Annotated in this window: 15 protein-coding genes; 9 read left to right on the top strand and 6 right to left on the bottom strand. The window is 70.3% G+C overall.

Annotated features, from left to right (window positions below; genetic code table 11):
- Positions 1-3 precede the first annotated feature (3 nt).
- Positions 4-8,187 carry a LamG-like jellyroll fold domain-containing protein gene (locus BJ981_RS18340; protein ID WP_184612539.1) on the bottom strand — a complete coding sequence of 2,728 codons (8,184 nt, stop codon included), beginning with the start codon at positions 8,185-8,187 and terminating at the stop codon, positions 4-6.
- A gap of 1,080 nt (positions 8,188-9,267) precedes the next feature.
- On the opposite strand from BJ981_RS18340, the gene BJ981_RS18335 reads away from it, so the two are divergent.
- The gene (locus BJ981_RS18335; RefSeq protein ID WP_184612538.1) at positions 9,268-10,179 is read left to right on the top strand and encodes a TauD/TfdA dioxygenase family protein; all 912 of its coding nucleotides are present in this window, start codon (positions 9,268-9,270) and stop codon (positions 10,177-10,179) included.
- Between the two features lie 63 nt (positions 10,180-10,242).
- Positions 10,243-12,525, top strand: a complete 2,283-nt coding sequence (locus BJ981_RS18330; RefSeq protein WP_184612537.1) for an arylsulfatase — start codon at positions 10,243-10,245, stop codon at positions 12,523-12,525.
- Between the two features lie 47 nt (positions 12,526-12,572).
- On the opposite strand, the gene BJ981_RS18325 is transcribed toward BJ981_RS18330, so the two are convergent.
- The 5 genes from BJ981_RS18325 to BJ981_RS18305 all read right to left on the bottom strand — a co-directional run bounded on the left by BJ981_RS18325 (position 12,573) and on the right by BJ981_RS18305 (position 18,320).
- Positions 12,573-13,928, bottom strand: a complete 1,356-nt coding sequence (locus BJ981_RS18325; protein ID WP_184612536.1) for an LLM class flavin-dependent oxidoreductase — start codon at positions 13,926-13,928, stop codon at positions 12,573-12,575.
- Entirely contained in the window at positions 13,928-14,851 is a 924-nt protein-coding gene (locus BJ981_RS18320; protein ID WP_239139216.1) for an ABC transporter permease, read from the bottom strand. The genes BJ981_RS18325 and BJ981_RS18320 overlap by 1 nt, the downstream gene beginning before the upstream one ends.
- Positions 14,844-15,668, bottom strand: a complete 825-nt coding sequence (locus tag BJ981_RS18315; protein ID WP_239139215.1) for an ABC transporter ATP-binding protein — start codon at positions 15,666-15,668, stop codon at positions 14,844-14,846. Before BJ981_RS18315 ends, BJ981_RS18320 begins: the two co-directional genes overlap by 8 nt.
- Positions 15,665-16,666 carry an ABC transporter substrate-binding protein gene (locus BJ981_RS18310; protein ID WP_204070232.1) on the bottom strand — a complete coding sequence of 334 codons (1,002 nt, stop codon included), beginning with the start codon at positions 16,664-16,666 and terminating at the stop codon, positions 15,665-15,667. The genes BJ981_RS18315 and BJ981_RS18310 overlap by 4 nt, the downstream gene beginning before the upstream one ends.
- A gap of 391 nt (positions 16,667-17,057) precedes the next feature.
- Positions 17,058-18,320: a PucR family transcriptional regulator gene (locus BJ981_RS18305; protein ID WP_184612534.1), complete on the bottom strand. Its 1,263-nt coding sequence runs from the start codon at positions 18,318-18,320 to the stop codon at positions 17,058-17,060.
- A gap of 280 nt (positions 18,321-18,600) precedes the next feature.
- On the opposite strand from BJ981_RS18305, the gene BJ981_RS18300 reads away from it, so the two are divergent.
- The 7 genes from BJ981_RS18300 to BJ981_RS18270 all read left to right on the top strand — a co-directional run bounded on the left by BJ981_RS18300 (position 18,601) and on the right by BJ981_RS18270 (position 26,517).
- Positions 18,601-20,079, top strand: a complete 1,479-nt coding sequence (locus BJ981_RS18300; RefSeq protein WP_239139214.1) for an aldehyde dehydrogenase family protein — start codon at positions 18,601-18,603, stop codon at positions 20,077-20,079.
- A 28-nt stretch (positions 20,080-20,107) separates the two neighbouring features.
- Positions 20,108-20,299, top strand: a complete 192-nt coding sequence (locus BJ981_RS18295) for a ferredoxin (protein ID WP_184612533.1) — start codon at positions 20,108-20,110, stop codon at positions 20,297-20,299.
- Entirely contained in the window at positions 20,299-21,453 is a 1,155-nt protein-coding gene (locus BJ981_RS18290) for an NAD(P)/FAD-dependent oxidoreductase (protein WP_184616218.1), read from the top strand. Before BJ981_RS18295 ends, BJ981_RS18290 begins: the two co-directional genes overlap by 1 nt.
- Positions 21,450-22,631, top strand: coding sequence for a cytochrome P450 (locus BJ981_RS18285; RefSeq protein ID WP_184612532.1), 1,182 nt, complete (start codon positions 21,450-21,452; stop codon positions 22,629-22,631). Before BJ981_RS18290 ends, BJ981_RS18285 begins: the two co-directional genes overlap by 4 nt.
- A gap of 13 nt (positions 22,632-22,644) precedes the next feature.
- Positions 22,645-23,688, top strand: coding sequence for an alcohol dehydrogenase catalytic domain-containing protein (locus BJ981_RS18280; protein ID WP_184612531.1), 1,044 nt, complete (start codon positions 22,645-22,647; stop codon positions 23,686-23,688).
- Positions 23,689-23,795: 107 nt separating this feature from the next.
- Positions 23,796-25,028: a flavin-dependent oxidoreductase gene (locus BJ981_RS18275; protein WP_184612530.1), complete on the top strand. Its 1,233-nt coding sequence runs from the start codon at positions 23,796-23,798 to the stop codon at positions 25,026-25,028.
- A 31-nt stretch (positions 25,029-25,059) separates the two neighbouring features.
- Complete coding sequence (locus BJ981_RS18270) at positions 25,060-26,517, top strand: 4-hydroxyphenylacetate 3-hydroxylase family protein (RefSeq protein WP_184612529.1); 1,458 nt, start codon at positions 25,060-25,062, stop codon at positions 26,515-26,517.
- Positions 26,518-26,531 lie beyond the last annotated feature (14 nt).

Genomic DNA, 26,531 nt, shown 5'->3' with positions numbered 1-26,531 from the left:
CTATCAACAGTTGTAGGTCTTGCCCTTTTTCTCGGCTTGCCGCTCATAGATGTTGTCGCAGATATCGCCGAACTTATTGATCATCTCCGCGAAGTAGTAGGTAAGGAACGTCGGCCAAAACTTCGTATGGTTGTAGTAGAAATTCCACTGGCGCATGTGCTCCGCCTCGTGGTTCAGGAATGTGCGGCTGATGTTCTTGAGGGGCCGCCCGGTCAGCAGGATGTCCCCCAAGGTGGTTCCACTGTTGCCGAAGTGTGTTCCGCTCTTGAGCCCGCCGCATACGGTGAGTCCCGACTGCTGGTCCTTCTCGCAGGTGGCCCCCTCCTTCTTCGCCCACTTCAACAGCGCCTCATGGAACTGTTCCTTGGTGAGCCCGCCGTTCGTTTCGTACAGGAAGGCCATGAGCTTGATTGGAATCCCGAATACTCCCAGCATACTGCCGACTTTGGTCGGTATGCACTGGCCCGTGATCATGTTTCTATCGCAGACCTGACTCATGAATGCCGCCCATTGAGCGGCGATCACGACCTTGCATCCCTTGCTGCCGAGGTGGGAGTGGCACGCTTTGAGCGTTTGGAACAAGTCCCTGGCCGATTTGAGCGCACGGAACACCTTCTTGGAGGACACGCCCTTGCCGCCGCTGGGCAGGCCCAGGTACAGGGCCTCGAATCCCTCTTCGTCATCGGCCGCGACCATAGAGTCGACGGCGAGTGCGAAGTGCTCATCAGGGGTCAGAGTCGGCTGGTAGCGCTGCATGTAGAGTTCCTGCGCCTCAGGGCTCATGTCCCAGAAGGGCACATTGTCCTCTACAGGCCTGCCGTTGGGCATGTACTTGTAGCCGAGCCTCTTGATCTCCTCGTCGGACAGGCGCGGATTGTTGTAGTACTCGAACCCCGGAGAGTTGATGTAGTCGTTCCACCACTGCTCGACGGAGTCCGGCCGGACGCAGATGCCGTTGGTGCACATATATCCACCCGGCATCTTCACGGCAGGGGGTTGGGGGCAGTTGCTGCAGTAGATGGCTCGTGCGGAGTGGCCCGTCGGGTCGGTGTTGGACAGCGGGTCCGCGTTGGCGTAGGTGTAGCGGTTGGCCTGGACAGACGGGGTGGGATTGAGATCGGCTTCGTCACGGCTGGCGAAGGTTCCCGTGACCGGTTGGTACCAGCGGGCGTGCATGTTCACCTTGCCAGTGGCCGGATCGGTGTACTCGCCTTGGAAACCGACGTCGTGGCGAGTGCCGTTCCTCGCGGTTTCTTCACCGAAGGGGCTGTAGGCGACCGAGTCGGCCAGTGCGGTGGCAGCGGAATCGAAGGTGCCGACGACGTCGCCATGCTGGTCGGCCAAGGCGAGACGCGCGCCGGACGCGTCGGAGACGCTGGTGAGTTGACCGGCGGCGTTGCGGCTGTAACTCGCCAGCTTGGTGCCGGTCGCGTCCGTCGTGGCGGCGATGTCGTTGGAGAGGTCGCCATAGAGGTGCTTGCTGACGGCCGTGCCTTGTGCGCGGCTCGTCACCCGGTTCAGGGCGTCGTAGATATAGGTGGCCTGTCCATCCGCGATCATCCGGTCGAATGCGTCGAACTGGAGCACCTTGGTCACGCTGCCCGTGGTCTGGGTGGCGGTGGTCCCGCGGGCTGCGTAGGTGTAGGTCGTCCCGTCGCCGGACAGCAGGCGGCTGCGCTCGTCGTAGGCGTAGGTTTTAGAACCCGCCTTGGTGCGGTTGCCGGAGTCATCCCACTCGTAGGCGGTGACCGCTCCGCCGGGGGCCGTCCAAGAGATCAGGCGGTTGCTGCGGTCGTAGGTGTAGGTGTTGGTCCCGGCCCCGGCCATACCCGTGGTCGTCTTGGTCGTGAGGTTGTCATCCAGGTCGTAGCCGTAGCCAATGGAGGCGACGTTCGCGCCTGCCGCGGTCTTGAGCGTGTCACTGGTGAGGCGGCTCATCGCGTCGTACACGTAGGTACGCTTAGCCTTGTTCGCACCGTAGTCGATGCCGGTGAGCCGGTCGGCGTTGTCGTAGCCGTAGGTCAGGGTGGCATTGGCGATCGGGTCGATCATGGTCTTGAGCCGGTCGGCGGCATCGTAGGTGAACACGGCTGTGCCGGCGGCGTCGGTCCGCTGGGTGAGGCGGTCGTTGCCGTCATAGCCGAACGTCGACAGCGTCCCGGGAGTGCCCGCCTTGGCGGTGGACAGCAGCAGGCCACGATCGTTGAACGTGAAAGCCAGGTCTCCCGCACTGATCAGCCGACCAGCGTCGTCATAGTCGAACGTACTGGTCTGGGTGGCGGCCTCCGCTCCGCTTCCCTGCGCGGAGATCAGCCGGTTGAGGTTGTCGTAGCTGTTGGTGACGCGAACACTACCGGGTTGCAGAACGCCGGTCGTGTTGCCTGCCGCGTCGTAGGAGGCCGTCCAGGTGCGATCCGCCGGGTTGGGGTGCGCCTGTGTCGCGGGCTCGATTTGGGATTCCACCACTCCCAGGGTGTTGTAGGTGGTGAGGAAGACGTTGCCGCGTCCGTCGGTTCTGCGCGTGCGGCCTCCCGCCGCGTCGTATCCGAACGACGTGGTGATGACCTTCGAGGCGGATACCGGCTCCACCTGCCGGACGAGCCGGTTGGCGGCGTCATAGGAGCGTTGAGTGACGTGGCCTTCCGGGCTCGTCTGGCTGGTGAGGTTGCCGGTTTCGTCGTAGCCGAACCCGTACGTGCGCTGCACGGCGGCCGAGGAGTTCAGGTACTTGGTGGCGATCTTGCGTCCCGCTAGGTCATATTCGGCCACGGTGCTGTTGCCGAGTGCGTCGGTGACCGAGATTTGACGGCCCGCGAAATCGAAGCCGAACGTGCTGGAGTGGCCCAGGGCGTCGGTCCGCCCGGTGACCTCTCCGGCCGCATTGACCGTCAGTTGGATGCGGTCGCCCGAGGGTTGTGTGACCGCGATCAGGTGGTCTGCCGGATCATACTCGGCGTTCGTCGTGAATGCGGCGGCGGTGGGCTTACGCTCGATCCTCGTCGCGGTGATCTGCCGGCTCAGCCCGTCATAGGTGGCCTCGGTCCTGGCTCCAGTCGGGTCCGTCGTCGAGAGCATCTCTCCGGTGAGGGTGTAGGTATAGTCCCAGGTGCTGCGCGCCGCGCCCTGTGTCGCTGGCGGATCGGTGACGCGCACCTTTCGTCCTAGGACGTCGTAGGTGATGTCGGTGACGTTGCCTCGAGGGTCGGTCGAGGTGATGACTCGGCCGCCGGCGTCATATCCCAGGGCGATCTGCGGAGTCACCGCCGTCCCGCCGGGCGGCGTGTACGGGCTGCCGGTGACAGACCTGATCCGTCCCGCCTTGTCATAGGCGGTTACCAGGCTCCGGTTCTCCGGATCGGTCTGGTGGGTCTCTTCACCTGCGGCGTTGTAACCTATCCGGGAGGTGGGTCGTTGCGTGACCGCCGCCGCGCCGTTGCGCTCCACCTTCACCGGCGGCTCCTGCACTGTTGTTGTCCTGCCGAGGACGTCATAGGTGATGAGCGTCGTGTAGTCCATCCGAGTGGCACCAGGGACATTGCCTCGCGGGTCGGTGATCTCGGTGATAAGGCCGCGGTCGTCGACGGTCCGCGACGTCGTGAAGTCGGAGGCGCCGTTCTCCACGGTCTGCTGGGTGAGCTGATTGCCCACGTCGTACTGGTAAAACGTCTTCTCCGTCCTTGACGAGCCGGTCGCTGTCAAGGTCTTCTCGATGATGTTGTTGTTCGCGTCATACACGTAGCTGGTCTTCCTGCCCAGTTGGACCGGATCCAAAGTCGAGGAGGTCAACCGTGCCGCGGCGTCGTAGACGTAGTCGACACGAACCTTCCCGCCTCCGGTGACCTTCCGAGTGAGATTGCCCGCGCCGTCGTAGAGGGAGGAGGCCAGCATCACATCGACGGGCGTCGCCGAACCGTTGAGCTTGACCTGCTCGGCCGTCTCCTCGGACATGGTGTTGTCGTTGAAATAGGCGTAGCGGACCTTACGGCCCATGGCGTCGGTTTGGGAGGCCATTCGTCCGCCGGGGTCGTAGGCGTAGGATTTGATCACCACGTCTTGTGCCGGCTGGGGGTTGGTCGGGCTGCTGGTCCAGCCCTTCAGCGTGACCGACGCAAGCTGGCCGCGCGGCGTGTAGCCGTAGTCGTACATCGCGCCGCCGAAGTCGGTGGTGCTGACCATCTGACCCTTGTGGTCGTACGTCGCCAGCTTCGTTCCACCCTCTGCGTCGATGATCTTGTTGACGCGCCCGTAAGTGTCGTACTCGTAGGTGATCGTACGGCTGGGGTCGGCTCCGGTCAGGTCGGCCAGCGTCTCAGTCAGCTTGTTGCCGTCGACGTCGTAGGTGTAGCGGGTCTCGGCGGTGTGCGTGACATCGCTGACCTGGTTTTTCACCCCGGTACCGGTCTGCTTGGAGACGCGGCCGTAGGCGTCGTAGGTGAAGGTCGTGGTGTTGGTGGTGGCACCGGTCGGGGCCGGCGGGTCGGTCGGGTCCGGTGCGGTGACGGCGGTGTCCTTGTCGTTCTGGATCTCCGACTCCGACAGTGCCCGGTTGTAGACCCGCACCTCGTCGATCAGGCCGGTGAAGTACTCGCCCCAGGTCCCGTTGCCGCCGATCCGCAGCGGCCCGCCGTCGGCGCGCAGCGCTCCGGTGAAGTTGGTCTCGGCAGTCTTGGTGCCGTTGAGGTAGAACGCCAGCTTCGAGCCGTCGTAGGTCAGCGCTAGGTGCGACCAGGTCCCGGTGGGGATGTTCTGGCTGGAGTCGACGCTGCCCTCGGTGCCACCGGTGTTGACCGCCCACCCGTTGGGCTGGGACCCGTTGGAGGCGTACAACGCATACGACAGGCCGCCGTTGAACTCCTTCATCAGCACCTGGCGCCAGTTGTCCAGCACGGTCGGATTGACCCACGCCATCACGGTCATGCCGTCCGACAGCCGCAGCGACGGGGAGTCGGGCACGGTGACCCAGGAGGAGGTGCCGTTGAACGACAGCGCCTTGCCGAACTTGCCGGAATTGGACCAGGTGGTGTCGGTGGCCGTGCCGGCCTGGGAGTGGCCGGAGTCGTCGGCGATCGCCGTGCCGCTGCCGGCGTTGAACCCGTAGGACGCCACCAGCCCGTCGTCCGACAGCGTGGACGCCGGCGGGTCTTCCTCACCTCCGGAGATCTGGCTGGTGGAGGTCCTGCGGCCGACGGCGTCGTAGGTGTGCTCGGTGACCAGCCCGGTCGGCTCGGTCACCTTCGCCAGATCACCCGCGAGGGTGTAGGCGAACTCGCGCACGTTGCCCTTGGGATCGGTCTCGCTCTTCAGGAGACCGGCCGGTGTGGTCCCGCCGCCGACCGCCGGCTCGGTGCCGTCGGTGTAGGCGTAGGTGGTCGACCGGCCGTTCGGGAAGTCCGTGGTGGCCGGAGTGGTCTCCTTGGACTTCTCACCGAACGCCGTGTACTCGAACTTGGTGGCGTAGGTGTTGCTCGTGGAGCTGGTCGACCGCGCGTCCCGGGAAGCGGTCACCCGGTCGTTGCGCGGGTCGAACGGGTCGGAGGTGTTGAGGTGGTAGGACGTGTAAGAGGTCTGGCAGTTTCCCGCGGACCTGCACGTGGTCACGCTCAGATCATTGCCACGCTCATCGTGGGTGACCTGGGTGGTGTTACCGTTCGGGTCGGTGATCTTGGAGGGGAAACCGCCGGTGTCGTACTCGTAGGTCGTCTTCTTGGCCTGGTTGGGGGGCTGGGCCGTGGACACCTGGTCGGCGTGGCTGACGATCCGCATGCCACGCGTGGGCTCGTACACCGACCTCACGAGGCCGTTGTGCGGGTCGGTCACGGTGACCGTGGCCAGCGAATCGCCCTCGCCGGTCCCGCTGTACTGCACGGCACCGATCTTCCACAGGCCGCCGTCGGAGTCGGTGTTGGTCAGCAGGCGCCCGCCGTTGGCGTTGTAGGTGTTCTCCGCCCAGACCCGGCCCGAGGCCAGGGTGGCCTTGGTCATCTGCGCGCCGGCCACGCCCGCCTGGTAGTGCGCCTTGATCTCGGCAGCAGGCAGCGACCGGCCGAAGACGGCCACCTCGTCGATGTCACCCTTGAACGGGAACACCTGGGTGGAGCCGGTGGAGGACGGCCAGCTGGAGGAGGCGTACCCCGAGCCGACACGCGTGTACGCCTGGTCGCGGTGGTCGATGGCGCCGCTGCGGGTGCCGACCGCCTGCCCGTCCAGGTACAGCGTCTGGGTGCTGCCGTCGCCCGACAACGCCACATGGTGCCACTGACCGTTGTTCACCGTGCCGGAGGTGGTGATCGGTCCAGCCGCGCCGGCGGCCCAGTACCGGCCGCGCAGCTTGCCGTCGGTGCCCACGTACACCACGGGGGTGAAGTCGGACGGTGTGCCGGTGTCGGTGTCGCTCTGCCCGATCACCACACCGGAGTTGGTCGTCTTGAACCACGCCTCCACCGTCAGGTGCGAGCCCCGGCCACTGATCGCCGACTGCGGGAGCTGCACATAGGAACTGTTCGCCGAGGTGCCGCTGAACCTGATCGCGGTGTCGGTGGTCCCGCCCAGTGCTCCGGCCACGCCGACGGTGGCGTTGTAGGTGCCGCCGCTGAACTCGGCGTCCTCGCCACCCAGGTTCCAGCCCACCGCGTCGGCGACCGTGGAACCGGCCGAACCGGTGGCCTCGTTCAGCCGCCAGTAGCCGGTCGGCATCGAGTTCACAATGCCGGTGCTGTACCGGGAGGCGTCACCGTAGATGTAAGTGGTGCACGCGGTGGCCGACCCCGGACTGCACACCTTGACCAGCTTGTCCCCGTCGTAGGTGTAGTTCCAGCTTTGCGCTGTCCCATTGATCGGATCGGTGGATACCGAGGTGGCGTGGGCGCCGGTCCAGGTGAAGTGCAGCGACCGGCCGCCGGTGGCCGTCACGGTGGTCAGCTTGCCGTCTGTGCCGTACGTCAGATCCTGCGCGCGCCCGCGGTTGTCGGTGACCTTGGTCACCCGGCCCTGGGCGTCGAACAGGTAGGAGGTGGCTGATTTGTCCATCAACCGCCAGCCGCCACCGCTGACAGTGGCCAGGGTGGCGAAGCTGCCCTGCGGCGGTACGTAGGTACCGTTGCCCGATGACCCGAACCGCGACTGCCGCCCATCGGGGTAGGTGACCAGTACGGTCTGGGTCTGCGGCTCCTCGACCAGGCGCATGTCCCACCGGGTGCTCCACCCGGCGCCGAACATGCCGTCGGTACGGGGGTCCAGGCTGTTGTAGGTACGCGTGGTGGTCAGCGGCGGCCCCATCGTGGCCACCGAGGCGTCCACCGATGCCTGGGTGTAGTTACCCGCCGCCGGGTCGAACTCATGTCCATCCGACCCGGCGCCCAGCAGCGAGTTGATGGAGGGCTGCTCGGGTTCGGCGGTCAGCGTCATCCATGACGAGGTTTCCTGCAGCCCGTTCACCGAGTCCTCGGCGATCACCGACCACCAGTACTTCTTACCCCACTTCACCTGGGAAGAGTTCACATCCCAGGTCCCGGTGGTGTTCCAGGAGCTGTTGACGCACCAGTCCCAGGCGCTGGAGGGACCGTCCCCGGAGCACAGCTGGAACCAGTAGTTGACCGAACCGGTCTGCGCGGCCGCCCACGCGCCCAGCGTCGGCTTCAGCGTCCCCACCTGAGCGTCGTCGTCAGGCCAGAACTCCATGAAAGACGGCGGCTCTGGCGCCGGCGGCACGTAGCACGGTCCAATATCCACCCAGGCGCTGGTGGTCAGCGGCGGCAGACCGCCCGGGGCTGACTGCGCCCAGAAATCGTGCGCCTCCGTCATCCCCTGCGTGGTGTTGAAGTACGAGACGGTCGTCCCGGACGAGTAGTTGATGCCTGGCGCCCACCGGGGGTAGTAGCAGTCACCCGCGGCCATGGCGCTGAGGCTCCGCGGCGACGCGGAGGGTTTGTTCCCCCCCTTGGCCGGCTCCTTCGACGCCTTGTGCCGCACCTCCAACGGCAAGGCACCCTTCGGCGGCTTCACCGACCCGGTGCCCTTACCGGACTTAGGGCCCTTTACCTCGGCCCGCGTCGCCTCGGCCGGCACCAGGTGCGGCCGTCCCGCCGCCGAACCCGTCTGCTGGACGGGCGTGTCCACATCGGCGGCAGAATCAACATTCGAAGTTTGGCCGGAACTGGACCAGGCGCGCGGCATCAGCCCTTCCGGCACGCCGACCCCTGAAACCAATACCGTCAGAACGGTTAAATAACTACTCAACACACACATTCGTCGGCGTAACAACGAACGACGCATTCACAGCTCCCCGCTCGATTCGCGTACCAGAACAGGGCCGCTTCGCCCCAACAACGGCCATCACCAAGCTCAATGTTGATAAATTTCAGAGGCCCCATGGAACGTATGCAACACGCTCAGTCAATTCAATGGTGACCTCGGTCACATCACCTACAGGTATGCGGCCGTCACGAGCAGTCAGACATCTCCGCCCACCCCGAGCGGTACAAGCGCGAGTATGTGTTGGAATGGAAGGTCTATGTACACCCTCAAGGGGTCCACTACAAGAGCATCCGAGGGAACTTTTCCAGTGAATATCGACTTGACAGGCGACAGAATCCAGGCCACCTCTGCCGTAAACGTGGAGTCTCTGCCAATAACTCACAGAGCCGCAAAGCCCCAGAGGGGGCGAATATCGTTATTCCAACGAGATCCGGCGGCGCCTGAGAACATCCCTCCCGGCCGACTCGGATTCGAGGCGTCGGGTCCATCGATGAATAGGCGGTATCGCGTCTTGTCGACATCGACAGCCGCAACGGCGGAATGCCCAAGCCTGCGGGTGGACTTCTCACCATGCTCCGGGATTTCCACGCGACCGGGCGAACCGTAGGTGACGCCACCGTCCCCACCGCCATGCACGCGGGCAGGTTGGACGCCGGTCCTGCCGATGGCGCCCCTCGCCCCGGCGAGAACGGCGCGGAGTCCGTATGCCGCCGGACAGTCGAACCGGTGGACTCAGACACGGCCTCCCACAGCACTTCGAAGGGGCGCAGCGCCCTCCGTCCAGGCCTGCCGGGCACCTTGTGGGACACCGCGCAGCGCCCCGCACGGCGGCCGAGCAAGAAAAACCCTTATTCCCTACCGGTTGTATTGATAATCAGGCTCCGCTCTCCTACCTTGGAGGCGTGACGGCCACGGTTCTGACCATTCGGGGTCACGTGGATTTCTGCCGCGTGGCCAGTGCGCTCTGTCGTCCCTTCCGACCCTCGACCACATCCCTTCGGAAGGAGCCGAACCATGTCATCTAGGTCATCTGTCGACATCACGCCCGTCGCCGGCCGGATAGGCGCCGAGATCTCCGGTGTCCGTCTCGGTGGCGATCTGGAGCCGGAGGTCGTCGCGGAGGTTCGCGCGGCGCTGCTCCGGTACAAGGTCGTCTTTCTGCGCGGCCAGGACCATCTGGACGAAGGCGGGCAGGTCGCCTTCGCGCGGCTGCTCGGGGAGCCGACCACCGCGCACCCGACCGTTCCCTCCCTCGACCAGAACCCCCACATCCTCGACCTGGACTACAGCCACGGGCAGAAGGTCGACCGCTGGCACACCGACGTGACCTTCGTGGACCGGCCGCCGCTGGCCTCGGTGCTGCGGGCCGTCGTGGTGCCGCCCGCGGGCGGGGACACGCTGTGGGCCAACACGGTGGCCGCCTACGAGCACCTGCCGGTCGAGCTGCGCGACCTCGTCGACCGGCTGCGCGCGATCCACACCAACCAGTTCGACTACGCGCGCGTCGCCACGTCCGACAACCCGGACGTGGCGCGGAAGTACGCGGAGGTGTTCTCCGCCGTCGCCTTCGAGACCGAGCACCCCGTGGTGCGGGTGCACCCGGAGACCGGGGAGCGCTCGATCCTGCTCGGCGACTTCGCCAAGCGGGTGGTGGGCCTGTCGGCCGAGACGTCGGCGGCGATCATCCGGCTCATCCAGGACCACGTCACCCAGGTCGAGAACACGGTGCGCTGGCACTGGGCCCCGGGCGACGTGGCGATCTGGGACAACCGCGCCACCCAGCACCGGGTGGTGCACGACTTCGGCGACTTGCCTCGCCGCCTGCACCGGGTGACGATCGCGGGGGACGTCCCCGTCGGGGTGGACAGCCGGCCGAGCACCGTTCTGACCGGCGACGCCTCGTCCTACTCGCGCCTCGCCGCCTGACGACCGCGCCACACCGCCCCGGCCGTCACGCGGCCGGGGCGGTTCGCGTGAGAGGAGACAGATGTGAGCGTTCCCGGACATGTCGGCCGTACGGTCGCCGACTCCACCCCGTGGTGGCCCACGCCGGTCCGGCCGCCGCGGGGCGCGCCGAACATCGTGGTCGTGCTCCTGGACGACATGGGCTTCGCCGACATCGGGCCGTTCGGCTCGGAGATCGAGACGCCTGCGCTGGACGGCCTGGCGGCGCGCGGCCTGCGGTTCACCAACTACCACACGACGCCGCTGTGCTCGCCGTCCCGCGCGTCCCTGCTGACCGGCCTGAACCACCACCGGGCCGGGTACGCCTTCGTCGCCAACGCCGACCCCGGGTTCCCCGGCTACACCTTCGAGATCGCCGACGACGTGCCCACGCTGCCGGAGATCCTGCGCGGCGCGGGCTACGCCACCTTCGCGGTGGGCAAGTGGCATCTGACCAAGGACGCGACGATGAACGACGGCGCGCCCCGGTCGTCGTGGCCCACGCAGAAGGGTTTCGACCGGTTCTACGGCTTTCTGGAGGGCCTGACCAGCCTGCACCATCCGCACCGCCTCGTCCGGGACAACTCGGTCGTCGAGGTGGACGCCTATCCCGAGGGCTACTACCTGACGGACGACCTGACCGACCAGGCCATCTCGATGATCAAGTCCTTGCGCGCGCACGACGCGCGCAAGCCGTACTTCCTCTACCTGGCCCACTCCGCGGTCCATGGGCCACTGATGGCCAAGCCCTCCGATATCGCCAAATATCGCGGCAAGTACACCAAGGGGTGGGACGCCCTGCGCGAGGAGCGCTTCGCCCGCCAGGTCGCGGCCGGGCTGTTCCCCGAGGGGACCGCGCTACCCCCGCGCAACTCCGAGCAGTTCCTCGACGTCACCGCCTGGGACGCGCTGCCGGAGGACGAGCGGCTGCTGTTCGCCCGCTACCAGGAGGTCTACGCCGCCATGGTGGACAGCGTGGACCAGAACCTGGGCCGCCTGCTCGCCGTGATCGAGCAGTACGGCGAGCTCGACGACACCATCGTCGTCTTCACCTCCGACAACGGCGGCAGCGGAGAGGGCGGCGTACGCGGCACCCGGTCCTACTTCAAGCAGTTCGTGCACAACGTGGACCTGCCCGGCGACTGGGGCCCCGACGTGCCGCGCGACCTGGAGCTGATCGGCGGGCCCCAGACGATGGTCCACTACCCCCGCGGCTGGGGCATGGCCTCCAACACCCCGTTCCGGCTCTACAAGGGCAGCACCCACGCCGGCGGCGTGCGCGTGCCGTTCCTGCTGTCCTGGCCGTCGCGGACGGCCACGGCCGGGGTGCGGGACCGCTACCAGTACGTGACCGACCTGCTGCCGACGCTGCTGGACCTGGCCGGGGTCGTCCGCCCCGAGACCGTGCGGGGCGTGCCCGCCACCGCGCTGGACGGCGCCTCGTTCGCCGACGCGCTGGACGACCCCGCCGCGCCGAGCACGCACCCGGAGCAGTACGCGGAGATGACCGGGAACCGCGCCTTCTACCGCGACGGCTGGAAGCTGGTCACCCTGCACCGCCACGGCCGCCCGCACGAGGAGGACCCGTGGGAGCTGTACGACCTGCGCACCGACCCGACCGAGACCCACGACCTCGCCTCCGAGCGGCCCGAGCTGGTCGCCGAGCTGGCGCAGGCGTGGGAGCGGGCCGCGCTGGAGAACAAGGTGTTCCCGCTCGACGACGGCACCGGCTACCTGTGGACGGCCCGGCCGCCCGCGGAGCGCTCCTTCCACGAGCCGGTCACGCTGCTGGCCGGCACCCCGACCCTGGAGCGCTACCGCGCCTCCCAGCTCATCACCTTCCGCGACTTCCGGGTGGACGTGCGGCTCACCCAGGGCCCGGGTGACCAGGGCGTGCTCGTCGCGCACGGCGACCAGGGCGGCGGCTACGCGCTCTACGTCGAGGACGGCCACCTGCACCTGGCCTACAACGAGTACGGCGAGCTGACCACGCTGGCCGGCCAGGCCCTGCCGCCCGGCGCGCACACGGTGTCGCTGGTCGCCGCCGCGCTGCCCGGATACCGCTGGGACCTGGCCCTGGAGCTGGACGGCGCCCCGGCCGGGCGGCTCGGCGCGGTGCGGATGCTCCTCGGGCTGGCGCCCGTGGAGGGCATCGACGTCGGGATCGACCGCCGTTCCCCGGTCTCCTGGCCGCTGTACGAGCGCCACGGGCCCTTCCCCTACGGCGGCGACCTCATCTCGGTGACCTACACGCCGGGCGCGCCGGCCGGGTACGACCCCAGAGAGGTGCTGGCCGCCCTGCGCGCCGCGGCCGAGTCCTACGACTGACCGCCGGACGATCGTGGCCGCGACGCGCGGCCACGATCGTCCGGATCTCAGGAGGCCACGGCCGCGTCGCGGGTCTCGACCCGGCTCGCGGCGTAGCGCGAGGCGGGCCTGGCCAGCCCATAGTTCTCGCGGAGGGTACGGCCCTCGTACTCCATACGGAACAGGCCCTTGCCCTGCAGGATCGGCACCACGTGGTCGACGAAGTCCTCCAGGCCGCCCGGCAGGATCGGCGGCATGACGTTGAAACCGTCCGCGGCGCCGTCGCGGAACCACTCCTCGATCTGGCCGGCGATCTGCTCGGGCGTCCCGGCGACGACGCGGTGGCCGCGCCCGCCGGCGAGGCGTCCAAGCACCTGCCGGATCGTGAGGCCTTCGCGGCGGGCCAGGTCGAGCACCAGCCGCTGACGGCTCTGCTGGCCCTCGGTGGTCTCGGCGATCTCGGGCAGCGGGCCGTCCAGCGGCAGGCCGGACAGGTCCACGCCGAGGATGTTGGAGAGCTGCGCGAGGCCGTACTCGGGGTTGGTCAGGTCCTCCAGTTCCTTCTCCAGGGCCAGCGCCTCCCGCTCGGTGGCGCCGATGATCGGCGAGATCCCGGGCAGGATCAGCAGCTCGCCGGGGGTCCTGCCGTACCGGGCGAGGCGGCCCTTGAGGTCGGCGTAGAAGTCCTGGCCCTCGCGCAGGGTCTGCTGCGCGGTGAACACGGCCTCGGCGTGGCGCGCGGCGAACTCCTTGCCGTCCTCGGAGGACCCGGCCTGCACCAGCAGGGGACGGCCCTGCGGCGGGCGGGAGATGTTCAGCGGGCCGCGCACCAGGAAGTGCTCTCCGGCGTGCTCGACGGGATGGATCCTGGCGGTGTCGGCGTAGGCGCCCGTGCCGCGGTCGGCGAGGATCGCGTCGTCCTCCCAGCTGTCCCACAGCTTGGTGACCACGTCGAGGAACTCGGTGGCCCTGGCGTAGCGGTCGGCGTGCGCGGGCCGTTCGATGCCGAAGTTGCGCGCCTCGGCCTCCCCGGCGGAGGTGACGATGTTCCAGCCCGCGCGGCCCTTGCTGATGTGGTCCAGGGAGGCGAACTTGCGCGCCACGTGGAAGGGCTCGTTGTAGGTGGTGGACACCGTCGCGATCAGGCCGATGTGCTCGGTCGCGGTGGCGATCGCCGCCAGCAGCGTCAGCGGCTCCGGAGCGCCCAGGGCGTTGTAGCCGACGTTGCCCCACAGGGCGAGGCCGTCGGCGAAGAACACCGAGTCCAGCCTGCCGCGCTCGGCGATCCGCGCGAGGTTCTGGTAGTGCCGGACGTCGGTGAGGCGGGAGGGGTCGGCGCGCGGGTGCCGCCAGGCGGCCTCGTGATGGCCGACGCCCATGAGGAACGCGTTCAGGTGCAGTCTGCGCGAAGACAGCGGGGACATCAGGTGGTCCTCCAGGTGGAGAAGCGGCGCTCGACCACGACGAGAACCTGGTTGAACGCCAGGCCGAGCGCGGAGATGGTGATGATGCCTGCGTACATGTCGGTGATGCGGAAGTTGGACTGCGACGCCTGGATGAGGTAGCCGAGGCCGGCCTTGGCCCCCACCATCTCGGCGAACAGCAGCACGAGGATCGAGTACGCCCCGGCGAGCCGCACGCCCGTGAAGATGGTCGGCACGGCGGCCGGCAGGATCACCTTCTGGAACAGGCGCAGCGGGCCGAGGCCCATCGACCGGGCGGACTTGATCAGCAGCGGCTCGACCGTCCTGACCCCGCCGATGGTGTTGAGCAGGATCGGCCACGAGCAGGCGTACAGCACGAACACGATCTTGTTGGTCTCGCCGATGCCGAGGATCAGCGCGAACACCGGCAGCAGCGCGACCGGCGAGGTGTTGCGGAACACTTCCAGCACCGGGTTGAGCAGCTCGGCGACCGGGCGGTACCAGCCGATGGCCAGGCCGAGGGGGATCGCGAGCGCGATCGCCAGGCCGAAGCCCGCCAGCGAGCGGACCAGGGACGCCTGCAGGTGCTCGACGAGCTGGCCGTTCCGCAGCAGTTCGTACCAGGCGGCCAGGTCCTCCGACAGCGGCGGCACGAACACCCGGTCCACCAGCCCGCTGCGGGGCAGGAACTCCCACAGCGCCACCAGCACGACGAGCGCCGCCGACCGCTTGGCCGCGGACGCGAACCACGCGCCCGTCCTCCCCCACCGCGACGCGGCGACCTCGTGAAGGTCCGCGGCGTCCGTCGTCCCTTCACGCGACTCCGGCGGCGCGGCGGCGGGGACGTCCGTTGTCCTTCCGTTCCCGCGAGACGCGGGGGGCCGGGTCCCCAGGGGCGCGGCCACGGAATCGAGGTCAGTCAACGGAGCTCCTCTCCTCGCGCTGGGCGGCGGCGACCTCGTCGCGCAGCAGCGTCCAGATCCGGTGCCGGTACTCGCCGAACCGCGGGTCGGCGCGCAGGTCGCCCGCCCGCGAGTCGAACGTGATGTCGATGATCTGCTTGATGCGCCCGGGCCGCGCGGTCATGACCGCCACGCGCTGGCCGAGGTAGACGGCCTCGTCGATGCCGTGCGTGATGAAGACGACCGTCTTGCGGGTCTTCTCCCAGATGTGCAGCAGCTCTTCCTGGAGGGACTCGCGGGTCTGCGCGTCCAGCGCGGCGAACGGCTCGTCCATCAGCAGCACGTCGGGGTCGAACGCGAGGCTGCGCGCGATGGCGACCCGCTGGCGCATCCCGCCCGACAGCTCGTGCGGGTACCGGTCGCCGAAGCCGTCCAGGCCGACCAGGTCCAGGTAGTGCCGCGCCCGGTCCGCGCGTTCCCGGCGCGGCACTCCCTTGGCCTCCAGCCCGAACGCGATGTTGGCGAGCGCGGTGCGCCACGGGAACAGCGCGTACTGCTGGAAGACGATGCCCCGGTCCAGGCCCGGCCCGCCGACCGGGGCGCCGTCCAGGAGTACCTCTCCCGAGCTCGGCGAGGTGAGGCCGCCGATGAGGTCGAGCAGCGTCGACTTGCCGCACCCGCTCGGGCCGACCAGGGTGAGGAACTCCCCTTCGCGGATGTCCAGGTCCACGCCGGAGATCGCGGCGAACGGCCGGTCCGTGCCCCGCACCCGGAAGACCTTGCCCACGTCCCGGAGCCCGATCTTGGCACGGGTCCCCGTCTCCACGGCGGCGGTCACGAGGCGCTCCCGTTGTACTCGTTGGTGTAGGCGTCCCCCGGCTTCACCTGGCCGGGCTTGAGCTCGCCCTCCGCCACCAGCCAGTCGATCCAGGTCGCGAACTCCCGCTCGGCGATCCGCCCTCCCTTGGAGGAGACGCCGTAGCTCTTCCAGTAGCCGATCGTGTCGTGGTCCTCGTTGCGGCCCCGCTTGGCGATGATCGCCTTGAGCCGCGCCACCACCTGCTCGCGCGGAGTGTCGCGCGACCAGTCGATCGCCTTGCCGACGCCCTGCACGAAGGTCCGCACGGCGGCGGGGTGCTCGGCGACGAACCGTTCGCGGAACACGTAGGAGCCGGCGTTGAACTCGCCGAACAGGTCGGTGTCCTTGAACAGCGGGTGGATGCCGCCGCGCTCCAGCGCCTTGTCGCGCAGGATGGTGCCGAGCACGGCCACGTCGATCTGCCGGGCCCGCAGCGACTGCTCGGCGTTGACCGGCGGCACCACGAGCAGCTCGACCTGCTTGATCTCCTCGGGGGTGAGCCCGCCCCGCTTGAGGTACTCCTTGAGCACGGCCTCCATGTGCGCGCCGAGCGTGTTGACGCCCACCTTCTTGCCGATCAGGTCGCGCGGCCCCTTGATCGGGCTGCCGTCCAGCACGTAGTAGTTCTGCGCGGTGTGCTCGTCGGAGCCGTAGTAGCTGATCACCGCCTTGATCGGCGCGCCGCTCGCGACGAGCTTGGCCACCGCGCCGTTGAACGCGCCGCCGAAGTCGGTCTGGTCGGTGGCGACCGACTGGATGTCCTGCGGGCCGCTGATGGTGTTGCCGACCCATTTGAGCTTGAGGGGGCCGAGATAGCCGAGGTCGGCGGCCAGCTCCGCGGGCGTGACGGCGCCGACGCTGCCCTGGTAGCGCAGCTCGACGGCCTCGTCGGCGCCCGAGGAGCCCGAGGCCCGGCCGCACGCGACGAGCGAGCCCGCCAGCAGGACGGACAGCGCGACGTGTCTGATTCTGATCACGGGATTGGTCCTCACGATGAAAGCGGGCATGCTCGCGCCACGCCATGCCGCGGGGCGGGGGCATGCCGGAAGAAGGTTCCTAGGGGACGACGTGGGCGCGATCGGCCACGCTGGGAGAAGGGGGAGAAGCCCGACGAGGGCCGCGGCTCCTCCGTGGTGGTCGAGGAACGGCTAGAGACCCGCGATCAACGACACTGCGCGCTGGCGACGTGACAGAAGTCCACTGAGTGACACCGGGTCAGAAAAGGGCCCTGGCTCATAGTCAGAAATTAAGCCGCACACGCCCTAAAGTCAACATTTCCTACTAGGTTTGCAGGAAATCAGCCGCCAGACGCCGCAGCCGCCGCCGACCGGTACGGCGGTGAACCGGTACGCCGTCGTGGTGGGCGTCTCAGGACGGGCGGAGGCCGGACAGGGTCGCCACGCGCAGGGCGGTGTGGAGTTCGGTGCGCACCCGGCCGTCGGACAGGTCCGCCCGCGTGAGCTCGTGGATGCGCCCGAGACGGTAGTACAGCGTGCTGCGGTGGATGAGCAGGGCGCGGGCGGTCGCCTGGGCGTCGGCGCCGCTGTCGAGGTACGCCTCCAGGGTGTCGGCCAGCTTGGCGCCGGACGGCGCCTCCAGCAGCCGGCGCACCGTCGGCGGCAGGTCGCCCGCCGTCAGGCCGGACAGGGGAAGCTGGATCAGCAGCCGGTCCAGGCCCAGATCGTCCCAGTGGGCCGAGGGGCCGTGGCGCGCGGGGTCGGCCATCGCGACGCGGCAGGCCATGACCGCCTCGCGGTACGACTCGTGCGCCTGGGCCGGCTCGTCACGGGGGCCGCCCCCGCCGCCGCGCACGGCCTCCAGCCCGGGAAGGGCGAGCAGGCTCGCGAGCCGCTCCCTGTTGACCGGGCGGGGAATGACGAGCACCCCCTCCTCGCCGAGGACGGCGCCGCAGCCCTTGAGCGAGGTCGAGCGCACGATCACCGACATGGCCTGCTCGATCGCCAGCCGCGTGCCCCCGGCCGGCCGCGCCGCGTCCTGCGCGGGAACCGGCACCCCGGCCAGACGCCCGGCCGGCGTCCCGGCGCGCGCGTCCCTGGTGGCCTGCCCCGCGCCCGCGGCGGCCGGCACCGAGCGGAAGACCATCACGGCGTAGCGGGCCGCGGAGCTGAGCAGGCCGTGGGCGATCAGCTCCTCACCGGCCCGTTCGCGCGCCGCCGCGTCGGGTGAGAGCAGCTCGGCGAGCAGCCGCCGTGACTCGTCGGAGTCCCGGCGGCGCTCCAGGCCGCGCAGCTCCAGCAGGGCCGCGAGCTCGGGCTCGGCGTCGCGCAGCGCGCCGACGTGGTGCGCGGGCAGCTCTCCGTCCGGGTGGTGGTCGATGTAGGAGGCGTATCCCACCACGTGACGTCCGAGCCGGATCGGGTAGACGACGCGGGCGGGCGTGCCGTCGTGCGGAGGGAGCCGTACCGGGGCGTGCGCCCGCCGCACCTGGTGCGCGGCGATCATCTCGCGGGCGCGGGCGCTGGCACGGCGGGAGAGGATCACCGAGCGCCGGGCGGCGTCCACCTCGTCGCCGTGCACGCTGAACGCGACCAGGCCGAGATCGTCGTCGTAGAGCACCACCGGGCCCCCGAGCTGCTCGGCGAGGGTCTGGACCAGGTCGTCGACGCTCATGTCCGCCTCCGGCCCGCCCGATGGGAGCCGGTGTCCGCGCTCACGCGCGGCGCCCGTGGCCGGACGTGCCGTCGACGCCCGTGGCGGGCCGGGGGGCGGGTGGTGGAAGGAGGTGGTCGATGGGCACGGGTGACCCCTTTCCGACACGGTGTCTGAAACCTGTCCTGGAGATTAGTCCACCTGTAGCGATGCGGTGGTGACAAGGGAGCGCTTAACCTCCGGGAAACGCATCGTTAATCCGGTTTTGACGTGGGAAGATCCGCGTGATTGGAGCGTTTCTGTGAGCCAAGGCGTCCCTGCGAGCGGCTGCGATTTCGCGTCCGCCTCCGCCCTGCTCTACTCCGGTGGATGGCGTCCCGGTGGCGGCGGGACCGCCCCCGTGCTGGAGGTCGCGACCGGCGAGCGCATCGGCGAGATCGCGCTGGCCGACGAGGCCGACGTCGAACGGGCGGGCGCGGTCGCGGCCGAGGCCCAGCGGGCGTGGGCCGGCGCCTCCTTCCGGGAGCGCTCCGCCGTCATGGCGCGGGCCGGTCAGGCCCTGGAGGGGATGCGGGCGGACATCGTCGCGATGATGATCCGCGAGACCGGTTGCATCCGCGCCAAGGCCGAGCAGGAGATCACCAAGGCCCAGGACGAGCTGCGCGCCGCCGCCGAGTTGGCCGACCAGCCCTACGGCCAGTTGCTCCCGCACGACGACCCGGCCGTGCTGAGCATGGCCAGGCGGGTGCCGGTCGGCGTGGTCGGCGTGATCGCGCCGTGGAACGCGCCGCTGATGCTGGCCATCCGCTCGGTCGCCCCCGCGCTGGTGCTGGGCAACGGCGTCCTGCTGAAGCCGGACGTGAAGACCGCGCTGAGCGGCGGCGTCGCGCTGGCCCGCGTCTTCGAGGCCGCCGGGCTCCCGGACGGCCTGCTGCACGTGCTGCCCGGCGGCCCGGCGACCGGCGAGGCCGTGGTGCGCTCGCCGCACACCTCGGTGATCTCCTTCACCGGCTCGTCGGCGACCGGCCGGCGGGTCGGCGAGCTGGCGGGCGGCCTGCTCAAGCGGGTGGTGCTGGAGCTCGGCGGCAACAACGCGCTCATCGTCCTCGACGACGCCGACCTGGACGCCGCGGTGAACAACGCGGCCTGGGGGTCGCTGCTGCACCAGGGCCAGATCTGCATGGCGACCGGCCGCCACCTCGTGCACGAGCGGATCGCCGACGAGTACGTCGCGCGCCTGACCGAGCACGCCCGCTCGCTGGTCATGGGCGACCCGAAGCGCCCCGAGGTGCGGGTGGGCCCGCTGATCGACGCCCGCCAGGCCGGGCGCGTGCACGCGATCGTGACCGCCGCCGTCGAGGCGGGCGCCGTGGTGGGCGCGGGCGGCACACAGGAGGGGCCGTTCTACAGCCCGACCGTGCTGGACCGGGTCGACCCGGGCTCGCCCGCCTTCACCGAGGAGATCTTCGGCCCCGTGATCCCGGTGACCCGGTTCGGCTCGGACGAGGAGGCCGCCGAGCTGGCGAACCGCACCTCCTACGGGCTGTCCGCGGCCGTCCACACCCGGGACATGGCGCGCGGGCTCGCGCTGGCCGACCGGCTGCGCACCGGGATGGTGCACGTCAACGGCCAGACCATCAACGACGCCGCGCACGTCCCCATGGGCGGCATGGGGGCCTCGGGCAACGGCGGCCGCTACGGCGGCCACTGGAACCTGGACGAGTTCACCTACTGGCAGTGGGTGACCGCACGGTCCACGCCGCACGCCTACCCCGTCTGACCGCCGAACGCCGAAGAGAGGTGCTGACATGAGGATCATCGTCGACGAGGCCCGCTGCGAGGGTTACGGGTTCTGCGCCGAGGCCGCCCCCCACCTGCTGGAGCTGGACGACGAGGGCGAGCTGACGGTTCTGACGGAGCAGGTCGGACAGGACGAGCGCGCCGACGCCGAGGCCGCCGTGCGGGTGTGCCCGGTCGCCGCGCTCAAGCTGGCGCCGTGATGCGCGACGTCGTCATCGTCGGCGGCTCCATCGCCGCCGTCACCGCCGCCGACGCGCTGCGGCAGCAGGGTCACGACGGCCCGATCACCATCGTGAGCGACGAGCGGCACGCCCCGTACGTCCGCCCGCCCCTGTCCAAGGGGATGCTCAAGGGCACCGAGAGCGTCGACTCGGTGTTCATGGCGCCGCTGCGCGCCGACCTGGACTTCCGCCCGAAGACGCGGGCGCGCGGCCTGGACCTCGGCCGCCGCCGGGTGCTGCTGGAGGGCGGCGAGGAGCTGCCCTACGACGGCCTGGTGGTGGCCTCCGGCGCCCGGGCCCGCCGGCTCGGTCCGCCCGAGGCGGGCGAGCTGGTGGTGCGCGACCTGGACGACGCGCTGCGCCTGCGCGAGAGCCTCACCACCGCGCGCTCGGTCGTGATCGTCGGCGGCGGCTTCCTCGGCATGGAGATCGCCTCCACCGCCCGGGGCCTCGGCCTGGACGTCACGGTCGTGGACCGGGACCCTCCCCTGGTCCGCCAGTTCGGCGCCTTCCTGGCCGGGCACATGACGCGGGCGGCGCTCGCCGCCGGCGTGCGGCTGGTCCACGCCCCTGACGGCGTGCGGCTCGCGGGCACGCCCGCCACCGCCGTCCTCACCGGCGACGGCGCCCCGCTGGAGGCGGACGTGATCGTCACCGCGGCCGGCGACCTGCCGAACGTGGAGTGGCTGGCCGGTTCCGGCCTCGGCGGGCCAGGCGGGCTGCTGGTCGACGAGCGCTGCCGGGTGGCCCCGGGCGTCGTCGCCGCCGGCGACGTCGTCACCCGCGTCAGCGACCACACCGATCTGCCGCGCCGCTCGCCGCACTGGGGCAGCGCCATCGACCAGGCGAGGGCCGCCGCGCTCGCCCTGCTCAAAGGGGACGAGGCGCCCGAGTACCGTCCCTCGCCCTACTACTGGACCGAGCAGTGGGGCCTCGACATCAAGATCTGCGGCCGGATCCTCCCCGGCTGCGAGACCCACGTCGTCACCGGCTCGATGGAGGAGGGCAGCGCCCTGCTCCAGTGGACCCGCGACGGCGCGACCGTCGCCGCCGCCACCGTCAACCACCGCATGCCCGTGGTCAAGCTGCGCAAGCTCGCGGCCGCCCCCGTCCCCGAAAGGACCACAGGATGACCAGCCTCGCGGAGGGCCCCGCCCTCGACCTCGACCTGTTCAGCGACGCCGCGCTCACCGACCCGTTCCCCCTCTACCGGCGGATCCGGGACACCGCGCCCGCCGTCCACCTCCCCCGCTACGGCGCCTGGGCGATGGGCCGCTACGCCGACGTGCGCGGCGCGCTCGGCGACTGGGAGTCCTTCAGCTCCGCCCGCGGCATCGGCCTGAACGACCTGGCCAACGCCGCCACCCAGGGCATGATCATCGCCACCGACCCGCCCGAGCACGACACGCTGCGCAACGTCCTGGCCGCCCGCCTGTCGCCGAAGGCCCTCAGGGACCTGCGCGCCGACATCGAGCGCCGCGCCGACGAGCTGGTCGCCCCGCTGGTCGAGCGCGGTTCCTTCGACGCGGTGGCCGACCTGGCCCGCGCCTTCCCGATCATGATCGTGCTGGACCTGATCGGCCTGCCGCAGGACGGCCGTGACAAGGTGCTCGGCTGGGCCGACGCGGCGTTCTCCGCCAGCGGCCCGCCCGGACCCCGCACCGACGCCGCCTTCCCGCTGCTGCAGGACCAGCTCGCCTACCTGTCCGGCATCGAGCCCGGCGCGCTCACCCCCGGCAGCATGGGCCGCGCCATCTACGACGCCGCCGCGCAGGGCCTGATCAAGCAGGAGTCGTGCGTGCCGCTGATGTCGGCCTACGTCACCGCGGGCCTGGACACCACCATCAACGCGATCAGCAACGCCGTCTACTACTTCGCCGAGCACCCCGAGCAGTGGGACCTGGTGCGCCAGGACCCGTCGCTGATCCCCGCCGCGCTGAACGAGGTGCTGCGCATCGAGTCCCCGCTGCAGTTCTTCTGCCGCGTCGCCACCCGCGACGTCGAGCTGGACGGCCAGACCCTGGCCGAGGGCTCGCGGGTCATGATGCTCTACGCCTCCGCCAACCGCGACGAGCGCAAGTGGGACGATCCCGAGCGTTTCGACGTGCGGCGCAACCCCGTGGACCACCTCGCCTTCGGGTACGGCATGCACGGCTGCGCCGGCCAGGGCCTGGCCCGCCTGGAAGGGCACTCCGTGCTCGCCGCGCTGGCCCGGCGGGTGGCCCGCTTCGAGGTGGGCACGCCGCGGCGGCGCCTGAACCAGCTCATCCGCGGCCTCGACGCGCTGCCGACCACCGTGCACGCGGGCTGAGGGGGCGACGGTCATGCGGACGGCTTGGCTGAGCGCGCCGGGGACCATGGGCGTCCGGGAGGTGCCCGAGCCCCGGCCGGCCGACCCCGGCGACGCGATCGTGGACATCGCCTACGCGGGCATCTGCGGCTCCGACCTGTGGAGCTTCCGCGGGCTCGTCCCGCACGGCGAGGGCGGCATCGGGCACGAGTTCCTCGGCACGGTGCGCGAGGTCGGATCCGGGGTCACCGGGGTACGGCCGGGGGACGCGGTGATCGCCCCGTTCCTGTTCGCCGAGGGCGACTGCGCCGAGTGCCGGCGCGGGCTGCAACCGCTGTGCGCGCGGGCCGGCATCTGGGGCAAGGACTGGGCGGGCGCGCAGGCGCAGCGGATCCGGGTGCCGTACGCGGACGCCACGCTCGTCCCCCTGCCGTACGGCGCCGGGGAGCTGGACGACGAGCTGGCGCGGCGGCTGATCCCGCTGTGCGACGTGTTCGCGACCGGCACGCACGGCGTCACGCTGGCCGGGGTCGAGCCCGGCGACCTGGTGGCGGTGATCGGCGACGGCGCGGTGGGCATCTCCGCGGCGATGGCGGCCCGCCGCGCCGGGGCCGCCGAGGTGCTGCTGCTCGGCGAGCAGCCGCGGCGGCTCAAGGTGGCCGAGGCGGCCGGGGCCGCCACGCTGCACGTCTCGCGGGACGAGGAGGACGTGGCCGAGCGGGTGCGCGACGCGCTCGGCGGGCGATCCCCGCAGCGGGTCGTGGAGTGCGTCGGCATGCAGGCCGCCTTCGACACCGCGCTCGCCGTCGCCGGGCCCGCCGCCTCGGTCGGCTTCGTCGGCGTGCCGCACGGCGTGCGGGAGATCGCCCCGATGCGGCTGTTCGGCAAGCAGCTCCGCCTGGCCGGTGGCGTCGCCCCGGCCCGGCACTACCTGCCCGGTCTCATCGAGGACGTCGCGGCGGGCCGCCTGGATCCCTCGCCGCTCGTCGACCTGGTGCTCGACCTGGACGACGTGGCCGACGGCTACGCCGCGATGGACGGCGGCACCGCGCTCAAGGCGCTGCTCAGGACCGCCTGAGCACACCACCACCACTTCCCGCGGGCGCCCCGCGCCGCCGGGCCATGCGGTGCTGCCCGGAAACGGCGCGGCCCGCCGCGTGGCCACCAGAAAGGAGAGAGCCGCAGATGGCGACCAAGACCAGGGCCGTGGTGCTCGGCGCAGGGATCGGAGGACTGACCCTGGCGCTCGAACTGCACCGGGCCGGGATCGAGTGCGTCGTCCTGGAGGCCGTGCCGCGCCTGGCCGCGCTCGGCGTGGGCATCAACCTGCTGCCGCACGCCACCCGCAACCTGGCCGGGCTCGGCCTGGAGCCGGCGCTGGCCGAGGTCGCCGTCACCACGCGCGAGTCGGCCTTCTTCAACCGCTTCGGCCAGCTCATCGCCCGCGAGCCCGCCGGCCGCCACGCCGGGTACGACTGGCCGCAGTTCTCCGTCCACCGGGGCGACCTGCAGCAGGTGCTGCTGGCCGCCGTCCACGAGCGGCTCGGCCCGGACGCGGTGCTGCTCGGCCACCGGGCCACCCACGTCACCCAGGACGACCGCTCGGCCACCGCGCACGTCCGGCACCCCGACGGCTCGGCCTCCACGGTGCGCGGCGACGTGGTCGTGGCCGCGGACGGCGTCCACTCGGTCGTGCGCGCGCAGTTCCACGCCGGCGCCGCCCCGCGCTACACGGGCTACATGATGTGGCGCGGCACCACCGTGTGGCCGCGCTTCCTCACCGGGGCCAGCATGGTGCGCGCGGGCTGGCTGGCCACCGGGAAGATGGTGATCTATCCGATCCGCGACCGGGTGAACGAGCGCGGCGACCAGCTCGTCAACTGGGTGGCCGAGGTCGAGGGCCCGATCCGCGACGTCCGCGACTGGAACCGTCCCGGCCTGGTCGAGGACTTCATCGGGCCGTTCGAGGACTGGCGCTTCGACTGGCTCGACGTGCCCGCCATGATCCGGGCGGCCGACGAGGTGCTGGAGTACCCGATGGTGGACCAGGACCCGCTGCCGCACTGGGGCGAGGGCCGGGTCACGCTGCTCGGCGACGCGGCGCACCCGATGGTGCCGCGCGGCTCCAACGGCGCCGCCCAGGCCATCCTCGACGCCCGGGTGCTGGCCGAGCGCCTGGCCGCGGGGGACCCGTGCCGGGCGCTGCGCGCCTACGAGGCCGAACGGGTGCCCGCCACCTCCCGGGTGGTGCTCACCAACCGGGCCAACCCGCCCGACGCGCTGCTGCGCGAGGTCTACGAGCGCACCGGCGACCGTCCGTTCGAGCGGATCGAGGACGTGATCACGCCGGAGGAGATCAGGAGCATCGGCGAGGGCTACCAGGCCGTCGCCGGATACTCCCGCACCGCACTTACCTGACCGACGACACCGCATTCACAAGGGGGACCATATGGACATCAGCAACGCGCTCGGCGTGATGACCGGAGAGCGTTACCGCGCGAGCCTGGACGACGGGCGCGAGGTCTGGCTGGCCGGGGAGCGGGTGGCCAACGTCGCCGAGCACCCCGCCTTCCGCGGCGTGGTGGACGAGTTCGCCCGCCTCTTCGACCTGCGCATCGAGAGCGAGGCCGACCGCGAGCTGAACACCTTCCTCTCGCCGGAGACCGGCAACCCGGTCAGCCGCTCCTACGCGCTGCCGCGCACCCGCGAGGAGCTGCGGGCCAAGTTCGCCGCCTCGGAGTGGTGGATGCGGGAGAGCCTCGGCCAGCTCGGCCGCTCCCCCGACTTCATGGCCAACGTCGTGGTCGGCCTGTACGACTACCACGAGGAGCTGGAGCGGGAGCGCGAGGGGTTCGGCGCCAACGCCGTCAACTACCACCGCTACGCCATGGAGCACGACCTGGTGCTCACCCACGCCCTCGGCGACCCTCAGATCGACCGGAGCGCCAGCCCCCTCGACGACCCGGACCTGGCGCTGCGGGTGGTGGAGAAGAACGAGCGCGGCGTGGTGATCCGCGGCGCCAAGCAGCTCGCCACGCTGGCCCCGTTCTCGCACGAGGTGCTCGTCTACCTCAACGCGGTCACCGCGATGCGCGGCGCGGAGGAGTTCGTGCTGTGGTTCGCGCTGCCGATGAACGCCAAGGGCCTGAAGATCCTCTGCCGCGAGCCGCTGGGCGAGCGCGGCAACGGGCACAGCCACCCGCTCGGCCGTCGCTTCGACGAGCAGGACGCCATGCTGTTCTTCGACGACGTGGAGATCCCCTGGGAGCGGCTGTTCCTGCTGGAGAACAACCTGCTGGCCGTCAAGGGGCTGAGCCGGCTCAACGCCTGGAGCATGCAGAGCACGCACATCCGCTTCCACGAGCGGCTCAGGCTGTTCGTCTCCGTGGCCGCCATGCTGGCCGAGAGCATCGGCGTCAACGCCTTCCGCGGCATCCAGGAGAACGTGGGCGAGCTGATCTCCTACGCCGAGACGCTGCGGCTCGGCATCGCCGGCGCCGAGGCGTCGGCCGTGACCACCCCCGGCGGGCTGCTGGCCCCGGCCCCCAGCTACGGCCTGGGCTTCTGGTCGGCCGACGTCTCGGCCCGGGTGGTGGAGCTGGTGCGCCGCATCGGCGCGTCGGGGCTCATCATGCAGCCCACCGAGGCCGACCTGGCCGCCCCCGAGCTGCGGCCGTTCCTGGAGAAGTACATGCGCGGCCACGACATCGACGTGGACCGCAAGGCCCGGCTGTTCCGGGTGGCGTGGGAGCTGGTCGGCGACGGCTTCGGCAGCCGCCAGGAGCTCTACGAGTACCTGCACCGGGGCGACCCGGGCGCGGGCCGCACGCGCCTGCTGCGCACCTATGACCGCTCGGAGGTGGACGCCCGCCTGACCGAGCTGATCTCCGCCCCGCTGCACGCCTGACCCGAGAGGACATC

It is taken from the genome of Sphaerisporangium krabiense (assembly GCF_014200435.1).
Taxonomy (GTDB): domain Bacteria; phylum Actinomycetota; class Actinomycetes; order Streptosporangiales; family Streptosporangiaceae; genus Sphaerisporangium; species Sphaerisporangium krabiense.
The sequence above is the reverse complement of the archived record's forward strand: the minus strand, read 5'-3'. Positions and strand labels throughout refer to the sequence as shown.

Bases quoted from the DNA above. Each gene is read 5' to 3' on its own strand.
- BJ981_RS18325 (WP_184612536.1), bottom strand. From the start codon at position 13,928: ATGTCCCCGCTGTCTTCGCGCAGACTGCACCTGAACGCGTTCCTCATG.
- BJ981_RS18285 (WP_184612532.1), top strand. From the start codon at position 21,450: ATGACCAGCCTCGCGGAGGGCCCCGCCCTCGACCTCGACCTGTTCAGC.
- BJ981_RS18275 (WP_184612530.1), top strand. From the start codon at position 23,796: ATGGCGACCAAGACCAGGGCCGTGGTGCTCGGCGCAGGGATCGGAGGA.
- BJ981_RS18295 (WP_184612533.1), top strand. From the start codon at position 20,108: ATGAGGATCATCGTCGACGAGGCCCGCTGCGAGGGTTACGGGTTCTGC.
- BJ981_RS18270 (WP_184612529.1), top strand. From the start codon at position 25,060: ATGGACATCAGCAACGCGCTCGGCGTGATGACCGGAGAGCGTTACCGC.
- BJ981_RS18335 (WP_184612538.1), top strand. From the start codon at position 9,268: ATGTCATCTAGGTCATCTGTCGACATCACGCCCGTCGCCGGCCGGATA.
- BJ981_RS18290 (WP_184616218.1), top strand. From the start codon at position 20,299: ATGCGCGACGTCGTCATCGTCGGCGGCTCCATCGCCGCCGTCACCGCC.
- BJ981_RS18280 (WP_184612531.1), top strand. From the start codon at position 22,645: ATGCGGACGGCTTGGCTGAGCGCGCCGGGGACCATGGGCGTCCGGGAG.
- BJ981_RS18305 (WP_184612534.1), bottom strand. From the start codon at position 18,320: ATGAGCGTCGACGACCTGGTCCAGACCCTCGCCGAGCAGCTCGGGGGC.